The following is a 23497-nucleotide window of genomic DNA, read 5'->3' as shown; positions in this document are numbered from 1 at the left end:
AGGGACCAGGATGAATCGCAGATACCTGCTGGGCGTCTCCGCCGGAGCCTCGCTCGCCGTCGCCTCCCGAACGGCCGCCGCGTCGGCCGTCGGGCCCGAGGACGTGGTCTTCCGCTCCACGCCCCGGCGGCTGCGGTACGGGGCGTCGTTCCTGGCGGACATGGACGTCGAGCAGGTCGAGCTCATCACCGGCGACACGGCCGCCTATATGACCGGGCCGGCCCCCTCAATGCCCGGTTTCGTGGTCCTGGCCGCCCGCGACGGCATAGTCGTCAAGCACGAGGCCGCCGGGCACCGGGTGCGCTATGCGGGCTGGGACGACAAGCATGGCGAGCCGATCGAACTCCTCCGCGAGCAGTGGGAGCCCATGACCGTCGACACCGTGTTCGACCTGGCCTCGCTCTCGAAGCTGTTCACCGCCACGGTGACCGGCGCGATGATCGACACCGGCGAGATCGACCTGGCTGCGCGCGTGGTCGACTACCTCCCCGAGTTCGACTCGATGGATCCCGAGAAGACGCCGATCACGTTGGGGCAGTTGCTGAGCCACACCTCCGGGATGATCGCTTTCAATCACGTCTACGACCTGGCCGACAACCGAGCGCGGATGGACGCGATCTTCGCCGAACCGCTGCGGCGCGCGCCCGGCACCGGCTACGAGTACTCCGACCTCAACCTCATCGTCCTGGGCAAGACCCTCGAACGCGTCAGCGGCAAGGGACTCGACCGGCTCGTGGCCGACCTCGTCACCGGACCGCTCGACATGCGCGACACCGGCTACAACCCACCCCCGCAGCTGCGATCGCGCTGCGCGGCAACGGAGTACCAGCCATGGACGGGTCGCGGCATGATCCGCGGCCAGGTCCACGACGAGAATGCGTGGAGCTTCGGCGGGGTCGCCGGCCACGCCGGAGTCTTCTCGACCGCCTGGGATCTGGCCGTCTTCGGCCAGATGATCCTCAATGGCGGACGCTACGGCGGCGCCCGCGTCCTCTCGGAGACGACCACGCGGCTCGTCTTCACGAACCAGAATGCCGACCTTGACCCGAGCGCGGCGCGCGGCCTGGGCTGGCAGCTCGACCAGAGCTGGTACATGGACGAACTAAGCTCCCCGGTCACCGTGGGCCACACCGGATTCACCGGCACGTCGATCGTGCTGAACCCGGTCACCAGCATCGTCTCGGTCCTGCTCGCCAACCGGGTCCACCCGACCCGCGACTGGGGCACCGACTCGGCCTACCGTCGCGCGGCCAACCGCCGCATCGCCAGGGCCGTCTGCAGGGCCGACGAGATCCGGTGATGAGAGAACTCCACTGCAATCGCAAGCCGGCTCCAATCCAAGCCGCAGCTGGCTCCGAGGTTTCCCGGCTTTGATCACTGGGAGCTACCGATAGGAGAAGCAGTGATGCCAGGACTCAAGAGCACGGAACGGATGTACGAAGGACGTCCGCTGGACCACCCGGACGAGGAGGTCGTCGACCAGGGACTTCGTTTCGACATCGACACGATCTTCTCGCGTCGGCGGATGCTGGGCCTGGCGGGGGCGGGCACCGCGGCGGCGGTCGTGGCGGCCTGCGGCGGCGAGTCCACGCCCGACGGCGACCCCTCGGCCGCCGACTCCTCGGAGCTGTCCGAGATTCCCGAGGAGACCACCGGCCCCTTCCCGGGCGATGGCTCCAACGGCGCGGACGTGCTTGAGGAGAGCGGGGTAATCCGCAGAGACATCCGCTCCAGCGTCGGCGACAGCACCACCACCGCCAAGGGAGTTCTCATGACGCTGGAGCTTGAGATCATCGACATGGCCAATGGCAATGCCCCGTTCGAGGGCGTGGCCGTATACGTATGGCACTGCAGCCGCGAGGGCGGTTACTCGATGTATTCCGAGGGCGTGGAGCACGAGAACTACCTGCGCGGCGTCCAGATCGCCGACGATGCCGGGAAGGTGACGTTCACCAGCATCTACCCCGCCTGCTACGACGGGCGCTGGCCGCACATCCACTTCGAGGTCTACCCGGACGCCGACTCCATCACCGACGCCGCCAACGTGATCGCCACTTCGCAAGTGGCCCTGACCGAGGAGGCCTGCGACGCGGTGTACGCCGAAGCGGGCTACGAGCAGTCGGTCACCACCTTCGCCGACGTCGCGCTCGACACCGACATGGTCTTCAGCGACGACGGCGGCGCCAGCCAGACCGCGACGGTCACCGGGGATGTCACCAGCGGTTACACCGTGGCCCTGACCGTCGGCGTCGACACCGGCACCGGCACCGGCACCGGCACCGGCACCGACAACTGACAGCCTGAACCGAATCCCCGTCCCTGCGTCAGGAGGCGTCATGACCGAAAGCACGAAGCCCCGGTATGACGGGCTGGCGACGTGGTACGAGGACTACAACGCCAAGGCCGCCAAGGAGAACCGGGGCGCACTGACCGAACTCCTCGGGCGCGGGGAGGGCTGGTGCCTCGACCTCGGTTGCGGCACCGGCCAATACTTCGACGCGATCCGCTCCACCGGCCGAACTCCGGTCGGCCTGGACCGCTCCGGCGACCAGCTCCGCATCGCGTCCCGGCGAGACCGGGCGGTACTCCAAGCCGACGCGGCGGCCCTCCCCTTCGCCGACGCGACCTTCCCGACCGTTGTCTCCCTCTGGGCCTCAACCGATGTGGACGACTGGGGCCGGGTGATGCGGGAGACGGCCCGGGTGCTGCGGCCCGGCGGGCTGTTCGTGTTCTACGGCGTCCACCCGTGCTTCAACGGGCCCCACGTCCAGAATCGCGACGATGGGGCCCGGATCATCCACCCGGTCTATCGGGAGGCCGGCTGGCACGAGGATGCGCCCTGGTGGAGCAGCGGCGGCGTTCGCCGGCAGCTCGGCATGCGGCACCTGCCACTCAGCGATCTGCTCAACGGCGTGCTCGATGCGGGGCTCGCGTTGGCCCGCGTCCGCGAACCCCGCGAGCACGCGATCCCGTTCGTCCTCGCGTTCAGCGCCCGCCGCCCGCTGCCTTAGCTCATTGGGAGGCGCGGCGGTGGCGGACCGCGGCGGCCAGCTCGCCCAGGAGCTGCTCGGTGCGCTCCCAGCCGACGCAGGCGTCGGTGACGCTCTGGCCGTACTTCAGGGTCTCCAGCGGCCCCGGTTCCTGGCGGCCCTCGGCGAGGAAGCTCTCGATCATCAGGCCCGCAATGCCCTGCTCGCCCTCGGCGATCCGGGTCGCGACCTCGCTGACGACCTCGGCCTGGCGGACGTGGTCCTTGCCGCTGTTGGCGTGGCTGGCGTCGACGACCAGGCGCTCGGGCATGCCGTGCTTGGAGAGGAGGGCCAGCGCGTCGCGGATGTCCTCCGGGCTGTAGTTGGGGCCTCCGCGGCCGCCGCGGAGGATGAGATGGCAGTCGGGGTTGCCGCTGGTCGAGACGATCGACGCGCGGCCTTCCCCGTCGATGCCGAAGAAGACGTGGTCGCCGGCCGCGGCGCGGCAGCCGTCGATGGCGGACGTCAGGTCGCCGTCGGTGGCGTTCTTGAATCCGACCGGCATCGACAGACCCGAGGCGAGCTGGCGGTGGACCTGGCTTTCGGTCGTGCGCGCGCCGATGGCGCCCCAGGAGACGGCGTCGGCGATGTGCTGCGGACTCGTCGGTTCCAGGAACTCGCAGCCGACGGGCAGGCCGGTGTCGAGTACGTCGAGCAGGACCTGGCGGGCGAGCCGGAGGCCCAGCTCGACGTCGTGGGTGCCGTTCAGGTGCGGGTCGTTGATCAGGCCCTTCCAGCCGAGGGTGGTGCGGGGCTTCTCAAAGTAGACGCGCATGACCACGCACAGGTCGTCTGCGAGCGAGGCGACGGCCGCGGCGAGGCGCTGCGCGTAGTCCTTGGCGGCGGCCGGGTCGTGCACGGAACAGGGGCCGACGACCAGGAGCAGGCGGTCGTCCTCGCCGGCCAGGACATCGCGGACCTCGTCGCGGCTGCGGTTCACCAGGGCGGCGCGGTCGGGGCCGAGCGGAAGCTCGGCGAGCAGCACGTCCGGGGGTACGAGGGGCTGGAATCCGAGGACACGGAGGTCGTTGGTCTGCGGCGTGTGCTCGGCGGGCGTGGTCATTTCGCGGGATTCCCATCTTCTGGCTGAAGCGGGTCCGCGTCCGTTCGTGGATTTCCACCCCGGTGCCGGCCCGCCTTCACGACGAAAGGCAGAGACGGTCGTCTCTGCCTTGTTGGCTCCGGGTGTTCGTTCAGTCAGCGCGTGCGACTACGGGCTCCACCCGGAGCCAGCGTAAAGCGCTGATACCAACGAACTGTCGTAGACATGCGGCGACCGTAGCACATGCGGTTCGCACCGGCCACGCTCGGCGCCTGCCGTGGACGCACGTCACGCCCTAGGGGTGTCTGTCATCCAGGAGCGGAGCTTCTCGGGGTTGCGGACGGCCCAGAGCCGCCCGATCCGGTCGCCCGTGACCTCGATTCGAGAGGAGGCTTCCTGCGTGCGCTGAGCCCGATCTCAAGGACTCTCGGGTGCGGTTTCCCTTGCGGCGGTTCGCGGTGCGGTCCCGACGATGAGGAGGCCGATGGCGAGTCCGATCCAGAACGACATGGCGCTGAGGTCGGCACCGAGCCAGTCGTCGCCGGAGGCGGTGGCGATGAGCTGGAGGAGCGCCGCGACGGCGAAGCCGAGTCCGGCCGCCAGCGCGAGGAGGCGCATGCCGAGGAGGCCGGCGGCCACGGCGAGGGCGCCGAGGCCCAGGGCCACGGCGATGGCGACGCCGCCGATGGTCATGAACCGGAACTTGTCGAGGCCCTCCCAGGCGAACACGACGCTGGCGATCGAGGCGAGCCCGAGGACGGTCGCGGCGCGGTCGAGCGTGCGGATGTGGGTCATGACGCCGCCTTCATGAGTCGGTAGACGCGACCATTACGATGTATCCACAGTGGCCTGAGGATGCCGTCCATGCCGCCGTAGCGCCCGGCCGCGACCGCGAAGAGCAGCAGGTGGATGAGGATCATGAGCAGGTAGGCCCAGTACCACTCGTGCGGGGCGTTGAGCACCGAGAAGGTGATCGCGAGACTCTGGACGACCCCGAGCAGCGCGAAGGCCCTGGTGAACAGTCCAATGAGCAGGAACGCGCCGAGGGAGGCCTCCATGGCGAGGACGAGCCATCCGAAGAGGAGGAAGTTCGGGACGACGACGGTCTCCACGAACCAGGCCCAGGGGGCGAGCACCTCGTATTCGACGCCGTAGAGCGTCCAGCGGTACAGCCCTCTCGAAGTTCCCTCGCCGAAGTTCGGCGGGACCTTCCAGGAGACATTGTCGATCCACATCAGCGCCACGCCGACGCGGACGACGGCGATGAGCCAGACGTTCAGCCGCGACGGCGCGATTGGGGTTGCTGCCTTCATTTCCCGAGTACAGCATGGATAGGGCGCCCGCGGACCTTACAAATCACGAAACCGCGGCGGGGGCTCGGCGCATTGGGACGGGAGCGAACACATGGCGCATTAGTCCGCCTCACCATGCGCTCGACCTGCCGAGTTTCACGATTTGTAAGGAACGGCGCGGGCCGGTCGTGGTGCACTCGAAAACATGCCCCCCGTAGTCGTCGAAAGGAATGCAGTGATGGCGACGACCGAGACCGCCAGCCCAGCGGCCACCCCCTCACGTCGTGCGATGTTGCTTGGAACGATCGGCTTCGCCGCGGTCGCCGTGGCAGCCCTCGCCTGGGCCAAATGGCTGCCCTATACGGAGCGACTTCCCGCCGTGATCGACAGCGGCACCGTTGGAACGTCGATCGTGAACGGTGAGGAGTCGGCCCCGCCGGCCCCCTCCTGGCGGGCGGCGGTGGACTATGCCGTCGCCTACGGCCTGGCGATCTGGCCCGCCATGGTGGCCGGCCTGCTGCTGGCCGCGTCGGTGGAGGCCTTCCTGCCGCGCCGTAGGCTGTTGAAACTTTTTGCGCGGCACCGCGGTGCGGCAGTGAGCACGGCGGCCGGCGGTGCGTTGTCCACGACGTCGATGATGTGCACCTGCTGCGCGGCACCGGTCGCGGCCAGCGTCAGGAAGCGGGGCGTGCCAATGTCCTCGGCGCTGGCGTTCTGGCTGGGCAATCCGGTCCTCAATCCGGTGGTGCTGGTGTTCATGGCGGTGGTGCTGCCCTGGCAGTTCGTCACCGTCCGCGTCGTCACCGGAGTGCTGCTGGTATTCGGCGTGACATTGCTGGTCGCCAGGCTGGCCGGCGCCCGCAAGGCCGTCTCCGACCCGGATCTTCTGCCGGAGGACGACTCCGCCGCCTCCGATGAGCCCGTGAGTGTGCGCGACGCGCTCGGTCGGTTCTTCAAGACGCTGGGCCGCCTGTCGGTGGTCCTGATCCCCGAGTACGTGGTCATCGTGCTGCTGCTGGGCGGGCTGCGCGGCTGGCTGTTCCCGGCGGGTGCATCCGAGTGGGGCGTGCTCGCCGTGCTCCTGTTCGCGGTGGTCGGGACGCTGTTCGTCATCCCCACCGCCGGCGAGATTCCGATCATCCAGGGATTGGCCCTGGCCGGGGTCGCGCTGGGCCCGGTCGGAGCCCTGATCCTCACGCTCCCGGCGCTGTCGCTGCCGTCGATGCTCATGATCCGGCGGGCCTTCCCGGCCGCGGTGATCGCCGCGACCGGCGCGTCCGTGTTCGCGCTGGGCCTGGCGGGCGCGGGCCTGCTGGTGGTGCTGTCATGACCTCGGCGGCACCGGTTCCGGCAGCGGTGTGCGACGGCGGCACGCTCGACTGCAACGGCGGACTGCTCATCGCCATCCGGCGGGCGCTGAACGGCATCGCGGTCGGAGCGATCCTCGAGATCCGCAGCCAGGCCCCGTCGGTGGAGGTCGACCTGCCCGCCTGGTGCGAGCTCGCCGGTCACCCTCTGGAACTGGTGGCCCGCAATGGGTCCGAGTCCAGCTACTTCGTACGAAGGGGACGTTGACCATGGTGCGATCCGATGTGGTCCTGAACGCGGACGGAGCCGACTTCGGCAGCGGCCTGCTCGTCAAGCTGCATGCGGCGGTGGAGCAGCTGAACGCCGAGGAGATCCTGGAGGTGCGCGGCGGCGCCCCGTCGGTGCCGGAGGACCTGGCGGCCTGGTGCGTGCTCACCGGCAATGCCCTGGTCGGACCGCTCCAGGTCAGGAAGGGCGCGGTGGAGGTCGAGCCCGACCCGCCGAAGCTCGGCACCCGGCTGTGGCTGTACTCGAACTTCAACTGCAATCTCGCCTGCGACTACTGCTGCGCGGAGTCCTCCCCCGCCGCGAGCGCCCGGCAACTGCCGGTCGAACTGGTCCGGGCGGCGGTGGCGGAGTTCGTCTCAGGCGGCGGCGCAGAGGTGATCATCACCGGCGGCGAGCCGTTCCTGCACCCGGAGCTCGGCGAACTCATTGACGCGGCGATCGAACACGTCCCGGTCACCGTGCTCACCAACGGCATGGTGTTCCACCGCGGCAATCGGCGCCGCACCCTGGAAGCGCTGGACCGCGAACGGGTCACGCTGCAGATTTCCCTGGACTCGGCCACCCCGGAACTGCACGACCGCCACCGAGGCGCGGGCTCCTACGACCGCGCCCGCGCCGGGATAGCCCTGGCCCGGTCGCTGGGCTTCCGGGTCAGAATCGCCGCCACCATCGACGCCGCCGACGCCGAGGAGGTGGCCGCGCTGCGCGAACTGCTCGACACCGAAGGCGTTCCGCCCGAAGACCAGATCATCCGCCGCATCGCCCGGGAGGGCTTCGCCGACGACGGCGTGGTGCTGACCCGGGACGACCTGTATCCCGAGCCCACGGTGGCCGTAGACGGCATCTGGTGGCACCCGGTCGGCATCACCGACCCGGCCCTGCGGGTCACCGACGCACCGCTCCCGATCCGCGCCGCGATCGCGGAGATGGACCGTATCCTCCAGGTCACCGCGGAGCAGCAGGACAACACCAGGAAGGCATTCCGATGCGCATGAATCGGCCGACGACACCCGGAGACCGTGCCGCCCACTGGAACACGGTCTACGACACCAAGGGCGAGGACGGCGTCAGCTGGTTTCAGGCGACCCCGACCATCACGCTCGAACTGCTGGACGCCCTGGACATCGGCCGTGACGCGTCGATCATCGACCTGGGCGGCGGAGCCTCGGTGGTCGTCGATCACCTGCTCGACCGCGGGTTCACCGACGTCTCGGTCCTCGATGTGTCCAAGGTGGCCATGGAGGACGCCCGATCCCGCCTCGGCGCGGCCGCCGAACGCGTGCACTGGCTGCATCGGGACATCTTCGACTGGACGCCCGAACGCCGCTTCGACCTCTGGCACGACCGCGCCGTATTCCACTTCCTCATCGAAGCGGAGGAGCGCGAGTCCTACCTGCGAGTCCTCCGCTCCGGCATAGCCGGGGACGGCCACGTCATCATCGCCACCTTCGACGCCCACGGCCCGACCCACTGCTCCGGTCTCCCTGTGGTGCGTTACAGCGCAAGCGAACTGGCCGAGCTGTTCGCCCCGCACTTCAGCCTCGTCACCACCCGCTCCGAGGAGCACCTGACCCCGGCCGGCCTCATCCAGCCGTTCACCTGGGTCACGCTCCGACCGGCGTCCTGAGCCACGGCTCCCCGGAGCCGAACCGCCGCGCGGCTATAGCGGGCCTGGGGAGCCGGAAGGCTGTAAGGGTCTGGCGATCAGGGTGAATCCTTGCTGAAGGCATGACAAAGGCCAGGGGAATCAGTTCCCCTGGCCTTCGTGTCGACCACTCCGGTCCTACGGGCGAACCGCAGTTCCGGAGTGGTCGGTCTTATTAGAGGACTCGAATGTTCGAGGCCTGCGGGCCCTTCTGGCCCTGCTCGACGTCGAACTCGACCTGCTGGTTCTCCTCCAGGTCACGGCGACCCGAGCCCTGGATGGCGGAGAAGTGCGCGAACAGGTCGGCGGACCCGTCGTCGGGGGCGATAAAGCCGAAGCCCTTGTCGCCGTTGAACCATTTGACGGTGCCAGTTGCCATTGTGTTACTCCTGTTTGTTGATGGATCGCCGAGGCAATCCCTTGTCCGTGCCGATGTTCCGACGCGGAAAACTATGGGGTGTTGAGCAGCTCCGGCGCATCGTTTGCGAAGGAGAGCTCGAGTTCGAGAACGGATGACGCGTCTTCAAGTGATCGGTAGACACCGAGCATCTGCGCGTGCGGTCCGTGAAGTGTGTGAAGGGGTCCTGAAACAGCGACGAATCCGGCGAATTCCCCGTCGAGCGTAGCGGCGTGAAGGCCCTCGACGGCCTGCCTCCAGAGGATTCTGCTCTGCGGGGCGGTGTTTGGTGAAGCTGAAGAAATGATTGCCTGATTCGTAGAAGTGTAAGGAAACGTTGCTCCGCCTTGTGAACGGAGGCGTTAGAAACTCGATGAATTCCGAGTGATGGCGTGCCATAAGCACGCATCCGTCGCATATAGCGATCAAGATTCCAGTGCGGCCGCGGATTTCCACTTCCGCGGGCCTAGTCCACCCTACACCACCCTCATCCGCCCCGACGGATCCCGGCCCATCGTCGGCGTGTGACGTCGGACCCGCCCCTTGGCTGACGCGATCCGAGGACCCGGGGTCCGTCACGCAGCGTCACGACCCGCCCGCGAGCCGCCCTCGGAGCCGGCCAGCGCGGCCCTTCGAGGCCGAAGAACTGCGAGGTCGGGCGGCCGAACCCCTGCGTAGGGGGCACCCGCCCAATCAACCTTTCATAAAATCTGACCTGCCCCGGTTGACGCGATATTGATCGTTCACTATTGTTTCCCTCACGATTGAATCCTTTCAATCGCAGATGAGATCCGTGCTTCCGTCATGTGGCACCGCAGATGCGCGGCCGACGGAAGCGTGGCCCCGTCGCATCAATGGAGATGTGGGAGTACGCATGACGCTGGACACCGTATGACTATCGCTGCAAGCGCTCGCCAACCGACGCCGGACCGCTCCGCCCGCGGCGGCGCGCGGGTCGAGCGCTGGTACGGATGGGCCGACGCCTTCGCATTCATCGGCCTGCTGAACCTGCTGGTGATCGCGTTCTCCCTGGCGGGCGGGCTCCTCTTCGGCTGGGCCCCGGCGCTGGCCGCCGCCACCTCGTGCAGCCGGACCCGGCTGCGGGGCGACAGCCAGCGGCTGGTGCGGACCTTCGCCACCCAGTGGTGCCAGCGCTTCGTCGGCGCCAACCTCCTCGCCGCCCCGTCCGCCGCCGCCCTCGCGTGCCTGGGCGTGAGCCTCGTCGCACTGGGCGGACAGTCCGGTCCGGCATGGCTCGACTGGGCGCTCATCGCGGCGGCCGCCGTGTGCCTCGCGCACCTGGTGCTCGCATTGACGATGGACGCCCATTACGACCTGCGGCGCGCGCAGTGCATACGCCTGGCCTGGGCCTTCCTGGTGCGATTCCCCGGCGCCCCGCTGCTGCTCATCGCGACGACCGCACTGGTCATCGCCATCACCGCCTTCATACCCGGGCTGCTGCCCGTGTTCTCGATCGGTGCATGGGCGTACCTGTGCACCGGACTCTGCCTGTCCTTCTACGCCGCGAACGACCGGAACCTCCCGGCCGCCCCCTGATCCCCCGCCGGCGACCCCGCCTACCCAACCGCACGAGTGACCAACGAAATCCCCTGGTGAAAGGCCCCCATGAAACCAAAGACAGCGATCCCTACCGCAGTACTCGCGGTCGGCAGCCTCGCGCTGACCGGCTGCTCCGGCGGCGACTCCGGCAGCGATGAGCCGCTGGAGTCCCTCGACATCATGGCCCCCTACTTCTCCGAGGTGCCGCCCGAGGAAGACGACCCGATCGACAAGGCGCTCAGCGAGGTCGCCGGCCTCGACCTCAGCGTCCAATGGGTGCCGAACAGCGACTACGCGGCCAAGACGAACACCGTCCTGGCGGGCGACGACATCCCCGACGTCATGGTCATCGGGGGCAAGGACCAGTCCTTCGTCCAGACCGCCGAAGCGGGCGGATTCTGGGACCTCACCGAGCACCTCGCCTCCGGCGACTACCCCAACCTCGTCACCGAGAACCCCGAGGTGCAGGAGGCCTCCAGCGTCAACGGCAAGGTCTACGGCGTGTACCGCGCCCGGGACGTCATCCGGCACAGCGTGATCATCCGGGCGGACTGGCTCGAGAACCTGGGCATGGACCTGCCCGAGACCACCGACGACCTCTACGAGCTCGCCCGCGCCTTCACCGAGGACGACCCGGACGGCAACGGCGAGAACGACACCTACGGCATGATCAATGTCGAGTGGCCCGCCGCGATCGGCACCAACAGCCCGTACGACGCGATCGAGGTCTGGCACGGCGCCGGCAACGTCTGGCAGGAGGAGGGCGGCGAGCTCACCCCCTCCTTCGAATCGGACGAGTGGCGGCAGGCCGTGGAGTACGAGCGCGACCTGGTCGAGAACGGCTACCTCAACCCCGACTACGCCACCATGGCACCGGAGACCTGGAACGAGCCGTTCCTGAACGGCGAGGGCGGCATCATCATCGACGTCCAATCTCGGGCCAGCGAACTCGTCAAGTTGTTCAATGAGCAGGACCCCGAGAACTACGACCAGTACGTCGCGCTCGCCGGCCAGTTGGAAGGCCCGAACGGCACCTATGCGATGCCCACCGCCGGGTACGCCGGATTTCTGGCGATCCCCCGCTCCGGGGTGCAGACCGAGGAGCAGCTCGACCAGGTGCTGACGGCCCTCGACAAGCTGAACAGCACCGAGGCGCAGATCCTGTTGAACAACGGGATCGAGGGCGACAACTTCACGGTCGAAGGCGAGTTTGCCGTGAACGACCCCGAGAAGCAGGACTTCACCGACCAGGTGACCGGGGCCTGGGCCCAGCTCGGCACGGCCGTCGCCGGCTACAACGCCTACACGATCAAGCCGGCCTCCGAATACGACGAGGAGCTGCTCCAGCTCCGCCTCGACCTGCAGGCCGAGGATCTCGGAAACGCGGTCTTCAACCCCGCTGCGGCGCTCGTGTCGCCGACTTACACCACCAGCGGCAGCCAGCTCGACACCATCATCGCCGACGCCCGCATCCAGTACATCGACGGACAGATCGACGATGCCGGGCTCCAGAGCGCCATCGACCAGTGGCGTTCCAGCGGCGGCGGCGACGTGGAGACGGAGATCAACGACCTCTACGCCGAACTCCAGTAACGCTCCGGTGCGGGACCCGCGGCACGGGTCCCGCACCCGCTTCCAAATCCCTTGACACCCCGATCCCCTAGGAGAGTTCGATGACGACCGTCGTCGAAGTCGAGCGTGAGGCGCCGGACGCCCAGCCCCCGCAGGCGCCCGCCCGCCGCCGGAGGTTCTTCAACGGCGTAGTGCGGTACCGATGGCTGTTCTTCCTGATGCTGCCGGGCCTGTTGTACTTCGCCCTGTTCCGGTTCTGGCCCATGTACGGGGCCCAGATCGCGTTCAAGAACTACATCCCGTTCCTCGGCATCGAGGACAGCGAGTGGGTCGGCCTGGCCCACTTCCAGGAGTTCTTCACCAATCCCGACTTCCCACGGCTGCTGACGAACACCCTGATCGTCGCGGCGCTCAGCCTGTTCATCGCGTTCCCGCTCACCATCGTGCTGGCCGTCCTGCTCAACGAGCTGCGCCTGAACATCCTCAAACGCACGGTGCAGACGCTCGTCTACATCCCTCACTTCCTGTCGTGGACCGTCGTCGTCTCCCTCACCGCGCTGCTCTTCGCCATCGGCGACGGGCCGATATGGACGCTGTTCAACGGGCTCCTCGGCACGGACTCCAATATGATGGCCGACCCCGACTGGTTCCGGCCGCTCATCCTCATGCAGATGGTCTGGAAGGACACGGGCTGGGGCACGATCATCTTCCTCGCGGCCCTGGCCGGCGTTGACCAGGAGCAGTACCAGGCCGCGATCATCGACGGAGCGGGACGCTGGCAGCGCGTCTGGCACATAACCCTGCCGTCGATCCGCCCCACCATCGTGGTGATGCTCATCCTCCAGACCGGACAGATCCTCAATACCGGATTCGAGCAGATCTACCTGATGTCGAACTCCCTGAACCGACACGTCGCGGACGTCTTCGACACCTACGTCTACTTCACCGGCATCGAGCAGGGCGCGTACAGCTACTCCACGACCGTGGGGCTGTTCAAGGCGCTCGTCGGGCTCGTCCTCATCTTCGGTACGAACTGGCTCGCCAAGCGCTTCAACCAGCAGGGGATCTTCTGATGTCCTCCGACTACAAGCGGTTCAACACCCGCGCCGGACGCGCCTTCGACGTCCTCAATATCGTGCTGCTGATCGCGGTGGGGCTGCTCGCCATCCTGCCGTTCGCCTACGTGCTGGCCGGCTCCTTCGCGACCGAGTACGAGATCACCACCCGGCCGTTCTTCCTGTGGCCGAACGAGTTCTCCACCGAATCGTACGAGTCGATCCTGTCCTCGGACGTATTCGTGCGCGCCTTCGTCACGACGGTGCTGGTCACCTTCGTCGGCACGCTGATCCAACTGGCGCTGACGGCGCTCATGGCGTATCCGCTGTCGAAGGTGGACCTCCCCGGCCGCCGCACCATCCTCAGCCTGGTCATCTTCACGATGGTCTTCAGCGCCGGCATGATCCCGACGTTCCTGGTGGTCAAGGACCTCGGTCTGCTCGACACGTACTGGGCGCTGATCCTGCCCATGGCGATCAACCCGTTCAGCCTGATCATCATCAAGAACTTCTTCCAGCAGCTGCCGGTCGAGCTGGAGGAGTCGGCCAAGATCGACGGCGCCAACGAACTCCAGGTGCTGCGGCACGTCATCCTGCCGCTGTCCAAACCGGTGCTGGCGACGTTCGCGCTGTTCTACGCCGTGGGCATCTGGAACGACTACATGTCGCCGCTGCTGTACCTGACCGACACCAGCAAGTGGACCCTCCAGATGATCCTGCGCCAGGTGACGGCCGCGGCGTCGCTGTCGGCGGAGGAGATGAACTCCGATGTGGCGCCTCCGGCGCAGGGCATCAAGTTCGCGGTGGTCATCATCGCGACGATCCCGGTGCTCCTGGCGTACCCGTTCCTCCAGAAACACTTTGCAAAAGGCATGCTCATAGGAAGTGTGAAGGGCTGATGACGATCCACCTCGCGGGCGACTCCACGGTCGCCCCCACCGACAATGGCGCCACCTCCGGCCGCGCCGACCTGCCGCTCCTGGGATGGGGCGACGAGCTGGACCAGTTCATCGACGACGAGGTCCGCAACTACGCCGTCGGCGGCGCCACCACTCAGTCCTTCCGCGAGGAGGGGCATTGGGGCAAGGTCACTGCGGTGCTCCGACCGGGCGACACCGTCGTGATCCAGTTCGGGCACAACGACCAGAAGGAGCCCGAACTCCTTGCCGCGTCAGGCGGATACCGCACCCGCCTCACCGAGTTCGTCACCGAGGTCCGAGGCGCGGGCGGGCGGGCCATCCTTGCCACGAGCGTCGAACGCCGCATGTTCGACGAGGCCGGAAAGCTCCAGTACTCGCACGGCCCCTACCCGGCCGCGGTCCGCGCCCTGGGCCACGAGCTCGACGTGCCGGTCATCGACCTGACCGTGTTCACCCGGTGGCTCTACACCTGGCTCGGCGAGGCGGAGTCGGCCGCGCTGTTCGTGCACGGCGCGGCCGCGGCGCGCGGCATCGACGTCGATCCCGCGCTGGCCAAGGACAACACCCACTTCACGACCGCGGGCGCCGCCGCCGTGGCGCGGTTCGTCGCGGAGCAGCTTCTGGCCCTGGACGGCGGCGGCGATGAAGTCGAACCCCTCGGGAAGTGGCTGGTGCGGCCTTGAGTTCGTACCGCAACCCGCTCGCCGCACCGACGGATCTCGAAGGCTGGGTGGCCGAGGGGCCGGCCGGGGTCGAGCATTCGGGTGGCGGCATGGTGCTGTCCAGCACCGCGGACGAAGCCGCCCTGGTGGCCGCCGGTCGGGGCGACCACGCGCACTTCACCTTCTGGTGCCCCGAGGTGTTCGACGCCGACGTCGAGATCTCGTGGGACTTCCGGCCGCTGTCCGGAGAGGGCCTGGCGATGCTCTTCTTCGCCGCCACGGGCACCGGCGGACGCGACCTGTTCGACCCGTCGCTGGCGCCGCGCACCGGGTACTACCCGCAGTACCACTCGGGCGACGTGTCGGCGTTTCACGTGTCCTATCTGCGCCGCAAGTGGCCCACCGAGCGGCGGTTCCGCACCTGCAATCTGCGCAAGAGCCCGGGGTTCCACCTGGTCGCGCAGAGCGCCGACCCCCTGCCCGGAGCGGAGGACGCCGACGGCCACTACCGCGTGCGCGTCACCAAGCGCGGCCCGGAGGTGTCGTTCGCGATCGACGGCCTGGAGCTGTTCACGTTCCACGACGACGAGCCGCTGGGGGCCGGACGGATCGGCTTCCGCCAGATGTCCCCGCTCGCGGCCCACTACCGCAATCTTGAGGTGAATCCGCTGTCATGAAGACCGCCGCCACTGTCGATGTTCCCCTGCGCTGGCTCGAAGACGCCCGGCCCGACCTCTCGGTTGGCGGTGTCAGCTGCGGCGTCCCGCTGGCCTGCGGCGCCGTCGCCGATACGGCGAAACTGGCGGTCGTCGATTCTGCGGGGACACCGGTGCCCGCCCAAACCTGGCCGCTGGCCACCTGGCCCGACGGCAGCGTGAAGTGGGCTGGCATTGCGCTCGGCGCGGGCCGCGAGCCCGCGGACGGCTACCGGGTCGTGGTTCGCGACCGCGGAGGCGCCGAGGATTCGGCGGACCGGGTCACCGTGACCGCGCTCGAGGACGGCTTCGAAGTCGACACCGGCGCGTGCCGGGTAGGCGTGCCCGACAATGGGCACGACATTGTCCGGTCCATGCGTGTCGGTGGCGCGGAGGTCGCGGTCTCGGGTCGGCTGGTCTCCAGTCGGCAGGACCATCCGGAACCCGACGTGCGCGGCCGGGCCTGCGCCGTCGGGCACGTCACCGGCTGCGTCGTGGAGCAGGACGGGCCGCTGCGCGCCGTCCTCCGGGTCGACGGGATCCACCGCGACGAGGCGGGCGACGGCCGCGAATGGCTGCCGTTCACGGTGCGGCTGGTGTTCGCCGCCGGAGCGCCGACCTTCAGGCTGATCCACTCCTTCGTCTGGGACGGCGACCCCGAGCGGGACTTCCTGTCGTCGCTCGGCCTGCGGTTCACCGTGCCGCTGCGGGCGGACCCACACGACCGGCACGTTCGCCTGGCGGGCGCCGATGGCGGGTTCCTGCGGGAGGCCGTGCGCGGGCTGACCGGGCTGCGCCGCGACCCGGGGGCCGAGGTGCGCGCCGCGCAGATCGAAGGGCGGGCCACTCCTCCCCCGCCGAACTGGGCGGGGTCCGTAGCGGATCTCGCGCGCTGGATCCCCTGCTGGGGCGACTACTCGCTGCGTCAGCTCACCGCCAACGGTTACACCATCCACAAGCGAACGGCCGCCGATCGGCCCTGGATCGACGTCGCGCAGGGTACGCGCGCGGACGGACTCGCCTACGTCGGCGACACGTCCGGCGGGCTGGCCGTCGGACTGACCGGATTCTGGCAATCCCACCCAACCGGCCTCGATGTGCGCGATGCCGACTCGGACGCGGCGACGCTGACCACCTGGCTGTGGTCGCCGGACGCCGCCCCGATGGACCTGCGGTTCTACCACGACGGACTCGGTCAGGAGAATTACGCCGACCAGCTCGACGCCCTCGAGATCACCTACGAGGACTACGAGCCCGGCTTCGGCACGGCACACGGCATCGGCCGCACCCACGAACTGACCGTGACTCCTTTCGCCGCAACGCCTCCGGTAGACGAGCTGGCACGCATCGCCGGCGCCACGGCCGTTCGTCCCCAGCTTGTGCCCACGCCACAGGCGCTGCACGCGGCCGGCGTGATGGGCGACTGGGATCTTCCCGACCGCGCCGATCCGCGCCGCGCCGCGCTCGAAGACCGGCTCGACTTCATGCTCGACTACTACATCGGGCAGGTCGATCAGCGCTCCTGGTACGGGTTCTGGAACTTCGGCGACGTCATGCACGCCTACGACGCCGACCGGCACACCTGGCGCTACGACGTCGGCGGGTACGCGTGGGACAACTCCGAGCTGTCGCCGGATCTGTGGCTGTGGACCTCGTTCCTGCGCACCGGCCGCGCGGACGTCTTCCGCCTCGCCGAACGCATGACCCGCCATACCGGGGATGTGGACGTCTACCATTCCGGGCCGTGGCAGGGGCTCGGCACTCGGCACAATGTCCAGCACTGGGGTTGCAGCGCAAAGCAACTGCGCATCTCCACGCCCGCGTACCGGCGGTGCCACTATTTCCTCACCGGAGACGAGCACACGCGCGACCTCATGCTGGAGCTGCGGGACTCCGACACCACCTTCCTTTCGATCGACCCCACCCGCAAGGTGCGACAAGACGCCGCCACGTACCAGCCGGAGCGCCACGCCCTGGCCGTCGGACTCGGCACCGACTGGAGCGCGCTCGCGGCGACCTGGCTGGCCGACTGGGAGATCACCGGGAACGAACGCTCCCGAGACCGACTCATCGGCACCATGAGCGACATCGGCGCACTGCCACACGGGTTCTTCACCGGGGAGGCGCTGTACGACCTGGACGCGGGCAGGTTCGACACCGCGCGCGACCGCGTGAACGTCTCCCACCTGTCCGCCGTGTTCGGACTGGTAGAGGTGTGCAGCGAGCTGGTGAGCCTGATCGACTCCGGCCAGATCGAGGCCCCAGGGTTCCGGGAGGCTTGGCTCCAGTACTGCCGGCTCTACCTCGCGTCGCCCGACGAGCAGCGGGCGGAACTGGGAGTGGCACCCTCGGGCATCCACTTGGAGCAGGCGCATTCGAGGCTCGCGGCCTATGCCTCGGACCGGACGGGCGACGACGCACTGGCCGAGCGGGCGTGGGAGGCGTACTTCAAGGGCGGCGAATTCATGGGCGACGCCTTCCGCGCGGTGCGGATCCTGCCGCCGGAAGTACTGTCCCCTGTGGATGAGACGCGCTCGCTGTACACCAACGACGCGGCCCAGTGCGGCCTCGCCACCATCCAGAACCTGGCCTTGATCGGCGATCAGCTCGGGATAGCTCCGAAAGGCCCGGACGAAATAGTCCGCCGCCAGGAAGGCACCTGACGGTTCTCGGGCGGCCGGTCCCGGGCGGCTGAAGGTTCGGTGGCCGGGTCCGCGACCCGAAGTCGGTCACGGAACCCCAGGTCAGGCTCATTTCTCGATTTCCGACTGTGATGGCGGTCATTTTTCTTGGTCGGGGCGTTGACTGTTCCATAAGTTCAGTGTTTACTGAACAAATCGCAATTGCGGAACATCCCGTAACTACAGACCAAAGGAGGGTCGAGATGACCGCCCCCGCCATCCGCGTCGCAGGCCTCAGCAAGAACTACGGAAAGCACGTCGCCCTCACGGACCTCAACCTCGAAGTCCAGCCCGGCGAGGTGTTCGGCTTCCTCGGCCCCAACGGCGCCGGCAAGTCGACCACGATCCGCATCCTGCTCGACCTCATCCGCCCCACCGCCGGCCGCATCGAGGTCCTCGGCACCGACCCCCGCACCGGCGGGGCCGCCCTGCGCGAGCGCATCGGATACCTGCCCGGCGAACTCGAGATCGAAGGCCGCAACACCGCCCGCGAACTCCTGGGCTTCCTCGCCGACCAGCGGGGCACCGTCGCGAAGCGCCGCATCGAAGAACTGGCCGAGCTGCTCGACCTCGACCTGGCCAAGCACGTCGGCAAGATGTCGAAGGGCAACAAGCAGAAGGTCGGCATCATCGCCGCCTTCATGCACCGCCCCGACCTGCTCGTCCTCGACGAGCCCACCTCCGGACTCGACCCGCTGCTCCAGCAGCGCTTCCTCGGCCTGGTCCGCGAGGCCGCCGACAATGGACAGACCGTCTTCATGTCCTCGCACATCCTCTCTGAGGTCCAGGACACCGCCGACCGGGCCGTGATCATGCGCGCCGGGAAGCTCCTGGGCACCGAGAACGTCGAGGACCTGCGCCGACGCTCGCCGCGGTCGGTCGAGCTGGTCTTCGCCGAACCGGTCGACGAGGCCGAGTTCGCGGGGCTGCCCGGGCTGCGCGATCTCCACGTCGACGGCCGCACCCTCAAGTGCACCACCGAAGGCGAGGTCGACGACCTGTTCAAGGCCGCCGCCAAGCACCGGATCCAGAGCGTCCTGTCGACCGAACCGGACCTCGAAGCGATCTTCTTCAGCCTCTACGGCCGCTGAGACCCGACACCGAAGCCCCCACCCCCGCAAAGACTGAGAAGGAGCAACCGCCATGACCCGTTCGATCTTCACCCAGACCCTGAAGGAACAGCGCCGCGGCCTCATCGGCTGGTCGATCGCCCTGTTCGCCGTCCCGATGATGTACGTCCCGTCCTATGAGTCCTTCGCCGAGCAGGGCGCCCTCGACATGGAAGGCGGCGGCATCTACGACGCGATGGGCATGGGCGACTTCAACACTGCCGCCGGCTACCTCGACTCGACGATGTTCTCCCTGATGGGCCCGCTGCTACTCCTGATCTTCGCGATCACCTTCGGAGCCCGCACCGCGTCCCAGGAGGAGAGCGGCACGCTCGACCTGATCCTGGCCCAACCGGTCAGCCGCACCAAGGTCCTCGCCCAGCGCTTCGCGGCCCTGACCGTCCAGACCGCAATCGTCACCGGCGTCTTCGGCGCGGCGATCTTGGCCGGGGCCTCGGCCGGGAACATGGACCTCCCGGCCGGCAATATCCTCGCCGCCGTAGTCGGGACGGGCCTGCTGGCCTTGGCCTTCGGCGCCATCACGCAGATGGTCGGCGCCCTGACCGGACACCGGGCCTCCGCGATCGGGATCTCCGCGATCATCGCCGTCGCCGGCTACTTCGCCAACAACCTCGGTGGCATGGACCCTGACACCGAGTGGCTGCGATACCTGTCGCCGTTCTACTACGCGACCGGCGACTCGCCGCTGACCAACGGTTGGAACCTCGGACTCATCGCGGTCCTGGTCATCCTCCCGATGGCGACCCTGGCGCTGTCACTGTCGACGTTCAACCGCAGAGACCTTGCTGTATGAACACCCACCGCGGGGTGGGCCCAGCTACTGGGCCCACCCCGCATCGCTCGTTTTGACACTAAGGAAGGAATACTGAACCGATGGCCAGCTCAGAGCAAGAGAACATCAGCGCGACTCCCGAGGAGCTCGCCTTCGTCGAAGAATTCGCGCTCGCCATGGAGCGTCTCGGTCTGGTTCGCATGACCGGCCGCACCATCGGCTGGCTTCTCGTGTGCGACCCTCCCGAACAGACCTTCGGGCAGATCGCCGATGTCCTTCAGGCCTCCAAGGGTTCGATCTCCACGGCGCTGAAGTTCCTCACCACCGCCGGCTGGGTCACCAAGAGCTCCAAGCCCGGTGACCGCAAGGACTACTACACCGTCCGACCCGGCGCCATGGCCGACCTGGTCAAAGCCCAGAGCGGCCAGTACGCCGGATTCGCCGACGTCCTCGCCAAGGGCCTGGATTCGTTCGGCGACCTGCCTCCGGAGAAGACCGAGCGGGTCCGCGAGATGCACGAGCTGTTCTCGTGGCTCGCCGAGGAGATCCCGGCGATGATGGAACGCTGGGACCGCGAGCACGGCAAGTAGCAGGAACGCCGCTCAGGTAGGTGGGCGCGATTCCTCATCCTCGGTCCTGTCGAGCCAGCCGGGCCAGACGCCGGCGGTGTCGGCGTCGGCCCGGCGGAGCCTGCCGCCGAGGTGCATCGCCCGCCAGACCCCGCGGTAGCCGGGCAGTACTCCCGAACCGAGTCCGCGGCCAGGGCGGCCAGGCCGCGCCAGCCGGTCACGGCGCCGACGACTCAGAGAGCTATCTCCCACGAGTTTGACATTGACACGGTGACAAGGTCTTTACTTGATGGCGGAGGTGGTCCCCATGAATACCGCGCACGCGAATCCGCTGGACCCGCACCTGATCCCGGCCCTGTCCGCCCGCGACTCCTCGACGCGGCTCAAGGCCGCTCTCGCTGCCGGCACCCATCCCGAGCCCGCGCTGGTCGACACCCTCGTGGCGCGGTGTGCGATCGAGCCCGACTTCTTCGTGCGCGACATGCTCACGTGGGCGCTGACCCAGCTCCCGTCGGACCTCACCGTCCCGAGACTGCGCGCGGAGCTGGGCTCGGAGCGCGCTCAGGCCCGGAGCCAGGCCCTGCACACACTGTCCAAGATCGGGGACGCGAGTGTGTGGCCCGCGATCACGCGGTCCCTGCTGCGCGATGCCGACGACGAGGTCGCCCGGAGCGCCTGGCGGGCCGCCGCCGTCCTCGTGCCCGACGGGCAGAAGCATGAATTGGCCGAGGAACTGGCCGCCTCGCTCGGTCGCGGCGACCGGGAAACCCAGCTCAGCCTCAGTCGCGCCCTCGTCGCGCTCGGAGCGGTGATCGAGCCGGTGCTGCGGACGGCGATGGCGAGTGACGATCCGGGCGTCCGCGCGCATGCGAGCGCCACGGAGCGGCTGCTGCGAGACCCGGACGCCGGTTTCGAGCTGGCCATTGCCGATGCGAAGCGGATCTTCGCGCTCGGCGGGGAACGGGAGGCGTGAACCGTGCTGATCGGGGAGGTCGCTCGCCGCTCGGGCGTGAGCACCAGGATGCTCAGGCATTACGATGCCCTCGGACTGGTGCGGCCGTCCGACCGTACGGTGAGCGGCTACCGCGAATACGCCGACGAGGACATCCGGCGGATCTTCCACGTGGAGAGCCTGCGGACCCTGGGCCTGTCGCTGCGTCAGATCGGACTCGTGCTGGAAGACCCGGGTTTCGCACCGGCCACGCTCATCGGCGACCTCATCCGGGAGGCCGAAGTGCGCCTGAGCCGGGAGCGGGAACTACTCAAGCGGCTCCGCGCGGTCGACGCGTCGGAGCCGTTCGGCTGGGAGGACGTCCTGCGCATCGTCGAACTCCTGCACGGTCTGGGCTCGCCGAGCGCCTCCCGTCGACAGCAGGCCGTGCTTGCGCCGGCGGCCGAGGTCCACGCCGAGCTGCTGACCGAAGCGATCCTGGCCGAAAGCGACCCGCACGTCGCCGGGGCCCTGCGGTGGGCGCTCGCCAGGGCGGACCACGACGTTGTGGCGAGCCTGGCAACCGGCCTGGAATCGGAGAACGTCGAGGTCCGGCGGAGCGCGGCACTGGCGCTGGCCGAGATCCCCGGTGACGAGGCGGCCGCGGTCCTTGCGGGGGCGCTCGAGGACACGGACGCGACGGTCCGCGGGCACGCCACCCTGGCGCTCGGAGCGCGCGGGAGGCCAGAAGCGGTGCCGCGACTCGTCGGCATGGTGGTCGAGGGGGCGAACGACGTCGAAGCGTCCGAGGTCCTGGGGGCGATGGCCGCCGATCCCGAAAGGGCCGACCGGATCAGGAGCGCACTGGTCGATGAGCTCGACGCCGCTGCTAGGGAACCGGCGGTGCGGATGCGACTGGTCCAGGCGGTCGCCGAGCTGCCGACAGACATCGCGCTGGAGGTCCTCCACGGACTGGCCGACGACGAAGACCGGACCGTGGCCCGCACCGCCACCGCCCTAGCGGGAATGCTCGAAAAGCGGGGACGCTAGCGGCGGCCGAAACGAGCGGGGGGTAGGAATGGCCGGTCAGGGTCCTGCCGGGGTGCCCTGCCGGGGTGGCCTGCCGGGGTGGGGCTGGCCGTCGGTGCAGGTTCGAGCTCGCAGCGATGGCAAGGTGGCCGGTCTGTCGCCGATGCGTCGCGGCGTCGGCCCGCGCTTCCCTTGCGGTTCAGGCGGTCAACGATGGAGTGGTGGCGGGCTGGGCATTGGTGCGCCGCCGAGGCCGGGTGGCATTTCCCTTGCCGTTCAGGCTCGCAGCGACGGGGGGACGGGGAAGGCCGGTCGGGGTGGCCTGCCGGGGCCGGGCCGGATTGGGCCGGGCGGAGCCGGTGTGGGGTGTGGTGGGGGCGCTGGCCGGTGCCGGTGGCCTCTGCCGCCGGTCCTTGCGTGAGGGTGTGCCGGCGGGGGCAGGGGCGAGGCGCAGTCGGCTTCGAGTCTGTCATGGTCTGCATGGCTGTCATGGTCATCTTGCCTCCCTTCCCGTGTCCCGCTTCGGGCATCACACATCGGCCCTCGGTCTTCGTGCCGCTCGGACCTGCTCGGACCTGCTCGCCCCTCTCTCTTCAGGGGCTTCGCGGCCCGGGCCGGTCCGTTCCGGCCCGGTGAAGCCCACCGGGGCGCCTCCCGCTCGCCGGTTCGCCCGGGAGCGCGTCAAGCCCGCCCAGGAGCATCCCGCTGACGGGGCTCCCGTTCACCGGTCCGTTCCGCTGACCGGCCCTGTTCCGGTGGCACGGTGCCGTTCAACGAGCGTCCCGCTCACCGGCCGGTCCGGTCGAGCGCAGCCCCGCCATCGAGGCGTGCTCACCGGCCGGTCCGACCGTGTCCTGGCCGCTTCCCTCCCGTGCCCCCTCTGGTGTGCAGGCGGGTTCGGTCCGGGAGGCTCCCCGGGC

The 23497-nt window shown here is 68.6% G+C and carries 23 protein-coding genes; 19 read left to right on the top strand and 4 right to left on the bottom strand.

Annotation, left to right across the window (positions count from 1 at the left end):
* The first annotated feature begins 10 nt into the window (after positions 1 to 10).
* The 3 genes from FAB82_RS26600 (at position 11) to FAB82_RS26590 (ending at position 3011) form a co-directional block, all read left to right on the top strand.
* The gene (locus FAB82_RS26600; protein WP_136537611.1) at positions 11 to 1300 is read left to right on the top strand and encodes a serine hydrolase domain-containing protein; all 1290 of its coding nucleotides are present in this window, start codon (positions 11 to 13) and stop codon (positions 1298 to 1300) included.
* Between the two features lie 105 nt (positions 1301 to 1405).
* The gene (locus tag FAB82_RS26595) at positions 1406 to 2296 is read left to right on the top strand and encodes an intradiol ring-cleavage dioxygenase (protein WP_136537610.1); all 891 of its coding nucleotides are present in this window, start codon (positions 1406 to 1408) and stop codon (positions 2294 to 2296) included.
* 40 nt (positions 2297 to 2336) lie between these two features.
* Positions 2337 to 3011: a class I SAM-dependent methyltransferase gene (locus FAB82_RS26590; protein WP_136537609.1), complete on the top strand. Its 675-nt coding sequence runs from the start codon at positions 2337 to 2339 to the stop codon at positions 3009 to 3011.
* Between the two features lies 1 nt (position 3012).
* Here the strand turns inward: FAB82_RS26590 and FAB82_RS26585 are convergent, their stop codons facing one another.
* From FAB82_RS26585 to FAB82_RS26575, 3 genes are all read right to left on the bottom strand, one after another.
* A complete protein-coding gene (locus FAB82_RS26585; protein WP_136537608.1) occupies positions 3013 to 4092 on the bottom strand; it encodes a 3-deoxy-7-phosphoheptulonate synthase in 1080 nt (359 codons plus the stop codon).
* 396 nt (positions 4093 to 4488) lie between these two features.
* Complete coding sequence (locus tag FAB82_RS26580; RefSeq protein ID WP_136537607.1) at positions 4489 to 4866, bottom strand: Rv1678 family membrane protein; 378 nt, start codon at positions 4864 to 4866, stop codon at positions 4489 to 4491.
* Positions 4863 to 5384: a TQO small subunit DoxD gene (locus tag FAB82_RS26575; RefSeq protein ID WP_136537606.1), complete on the bottom strand. Its 522-nt coding sequence runs from the start codon at positions 5382 to 5384 to the stop codon at positions 4863 to 4865. The genes FAB82_RS26580 and FAB82_RS26575 overlap by 4 nt, the downstream gene beginning before the upstream one ends.
* Positions 5385 to 5601: 217 nt before the next feature.
* Between FAB82_RS26575 and FAB82_RS26570 the strand changes: the two genes are divergently transcribed.
* Genes FAB82_RS26570 through FAB82_RS26555 form a run of 4 tightly spaced genes read left to right on the top strand, consistent with a single transcriptional unit; the run spans position 5602 to position 8586 of the window.
* On the top strand, positions 5602 to 6693 hold the full coding sequence (locus FAB82_RS26570; RefSeq protein ID WP_136537605.1) for a permease: 1092 nt from the start codon (positions 5602 to 5604) through the stop codon (positions 6691 to 6693).
* Positions 6690 to 6938, top strand: a complete 249-nt coding sequence (locus FAB82_RS26565) for a sulfurtransferase TusA family protein (RefSeq protein ID WP_136537604.1) — start codon at positions 6690 to 6692, stop codon at positions 6936 to 6938. The genes FAB82_RS26570 and FAB82_RS26565 overlap by 4 nt, the downstream gene beginning before the upstream one ends.
* Before the next feature lie 2 nt (positions 6939 to 6940).
* Positions 6941 to 7954 (top strand): Rv1681 family radical SAM protein, encoded by a 1014-nt coding sequence (locus tag FAB82_RS26560; protein ID WP_136537603.1) that lies wholly within the window; start codon positions 6941 to 6943, stop codon positions 7952 to 7954.
* A complete protein-coding gene (locus tag FAB82_RS26555) occupies positions 7945 to 8586 on the top strand; it encodes a class I SAM-dependent methyltransferase (protein WP_211116879.1) in 642 nt (213 codons plus the stop codon). The genes FAB82_RS26560 and FAB82_RS26555 overlap by 10 nt, the downstream gene beginning before the upstream one ends.
* Before the next feature lie 193 nt (positions 8587 to 8779).
* On the opposite strand, the gene FAB82_RS26550 is transcribed toward FAB82_RS26555, so the two are convergent.
* The gene (locus FAB82_RS26550; protein WP_136537602.1) at positions 8780 to 8983 is read right to left on the bottom strand and encodes a cold-shock protein; all 204 of its coding nucleotides are present in this window, start codon (positions 8981 to 8983) and stop codon (positions 8780 to 8782) included.
* A 909-nt stretch (positions 8984 to 9892) separates the two neighbouring features.
* On the opposite strand from FAB82_RS26550, the gene FAB82_RS26545 reads away from it, so the two are divergent.
* The 12 genes from FAB82_RS26545 (at position 9893) to FAB82_RS26485 (ending at position 22598) form a co-directional block, all read left to right on the top strand.
* Positions 9893 to 10558: a YesL family protein gene (locus FAB82_RS26545; protein WP_168801798.1), complete on the top strand. Its 666-nt coding sequence runs from the start codon at positions 9893 to 9895 to the stop codon at positions 10556 to 10558.
* A gap of 69 nt (positions 10559 to 10627) precedes the next feature.
* Positions 10628 to 12154 carry an extracellular solute-binding protein gene (locus tag FAB82_RS26540; protein ID WP_136537600.1) on the top strand — a complete coding sequence of 509 codons (1527 nt, stop codon included), beginning with the start codon at positions 10628 to 10630 and terminating at the stop codon, positions 12152 to 12154.
* An 80-nt stretch (positions 12155 to 12234) separates the two neighbouring features.
* Positions 12235 to 13206, top strand: coding sequence for an ABC transporter permease (locus FAB82_RS26535; RefSeq protein WP_136537599.1), 972 nt, complete (start codon positions 12235 to 12237; stop codon positions 13204 to 13206).
* Positions 13206 to 14087: a carbohydrate ABC transporter permease gene (locus FAB82_RS26530; RefSeq protein WP_136537598.1), complete on the top strand. Its 882-nt coding sequence runs from the start codon at positions 13206 to 13208 to the stop codon at positions 14085 to 14087. The genes FAB82_RS26535 and FAB82_RS26530 overlap by 1 nt, the downstream gene beginning before the upstream one ends.
* Positions 14087 to 14791 (top strand): rhamnogalacturonan acetylesterase, encoded by a 705-nt coding sequence (locus tag FAB82_RS26525; RefSeq protein WP_136537597.1) that lies wholly within the window; start codon positions 14087 to 14089, stop codon positions 14789 to 14791. The genes FAB82_RS26530 and FAB82_RS26525 overlap by 1 nt, the downstream gene beginning before the upstream one ends.
* Complete coding sequence (locus tag FAB82_RS26520) at positions 14788 to 15447, top strand: DUF1961 family protein (protein ID WP_136537596.1); 660 nt, start codon at positions 14788 to 14790, stop codon at positions 15445 to 15447. The genes FAB82_RS26525 and FAB82_RS26520 overlap by 4 nt, the downstream gene beginning before the upstream one ends.
* The gene (locus tag FAB82_RS26515; protein WP_136537595.1) at positions 15444 to 18128 is read left to right on the top strand and encodes an exo-rhamnogalacturonan lyase family protein; all 2685 of its coding nucleotides are present in this window, start codon (positions 15444 to 15446) and stop codon (positions 18126 to 18128) included. The genes FAB82_RS26520 and FAB82_RS26515 overlap by 4 nt, the downstream gene beginning before the upstream one ends.
* 221 nt (positions 18129 to 18349) lie before the next feature.
* Positions 18350 to 19237 carry an ABC transporter ATP-binding protein gene (locus FAB82_RS26510; protein WP_136537594.1) on the top strand — a complete coding sequence of 296 codons (888 nt, stop codon included), beginning with the start codon at positions 18350 to 18352 and terminating at the stop codon, positions 19235 to 19237.
* Positions 19238 to 19289: 52 nt separating this feature from the next.
* Positions 19290 to 20069: an ABC transporter permease subunit gene (locus tag FAB82_RS26505; RefSeq protein WP_136537593.1), complete on the top strand. Its 780-nt coding sequence runs from the start codon at positions 19290 to 19292 to the stop codon at positions 20067 to 20069.
* 80 nt (positions 20070 to 20149) lie between these two features.
* Entirely contained in the window at positions 20150 to 20638 is a 489-nt protein-coding gene (locus tag FAB82_RS26500) for a GbsR/MarR family transcriptional regulator (protein ID WP_136537592.1), read from the top strand.
* Positions 20639 to 20906: 268 nt separating this feature from the next.
* Entirely contained in the window at positions 20907 to 21590 is a 684-nt protein-coding gene (locus tag FAB82_RS26490; RefSeq protein ID WP_136537591.1) for a HEAT repeat domain-containing protein, read from the top strand.
* A gap of 3 nt (positions 21591 to 21593) precedes the next feature.
* The gene (locus tag FAB82_RS26485; RefSeq protein WP_136537590.1) at positions 21594 to 22598 is read left to right on the top strand and encodes a HEAT repeat domain-containing protein; all 1005 of its coding nucleotides are present in this window, start codon (positions 21594 to 21596) and stop codon (positions 22596 to 22598) included.
* The last annotated feature ends 899 nt before the right edge of the window (positions 22599 to 23497 follow it).

Source organism: Glycomyces buryatensis (genome assembly GCF_004912275.1).
Classification (GTDB): Bacteria; Actinomycetota; Actinomycetes; order Mycobacteriales; family Micromonosporaceae; genus Glycomyces; species Glycomyces buryatensis.
The sequence above is the reverse complement of the archived record's forward strand: the minus strand, read 5'-3'. Positions and strand labels throughout refer to the sequence as shown.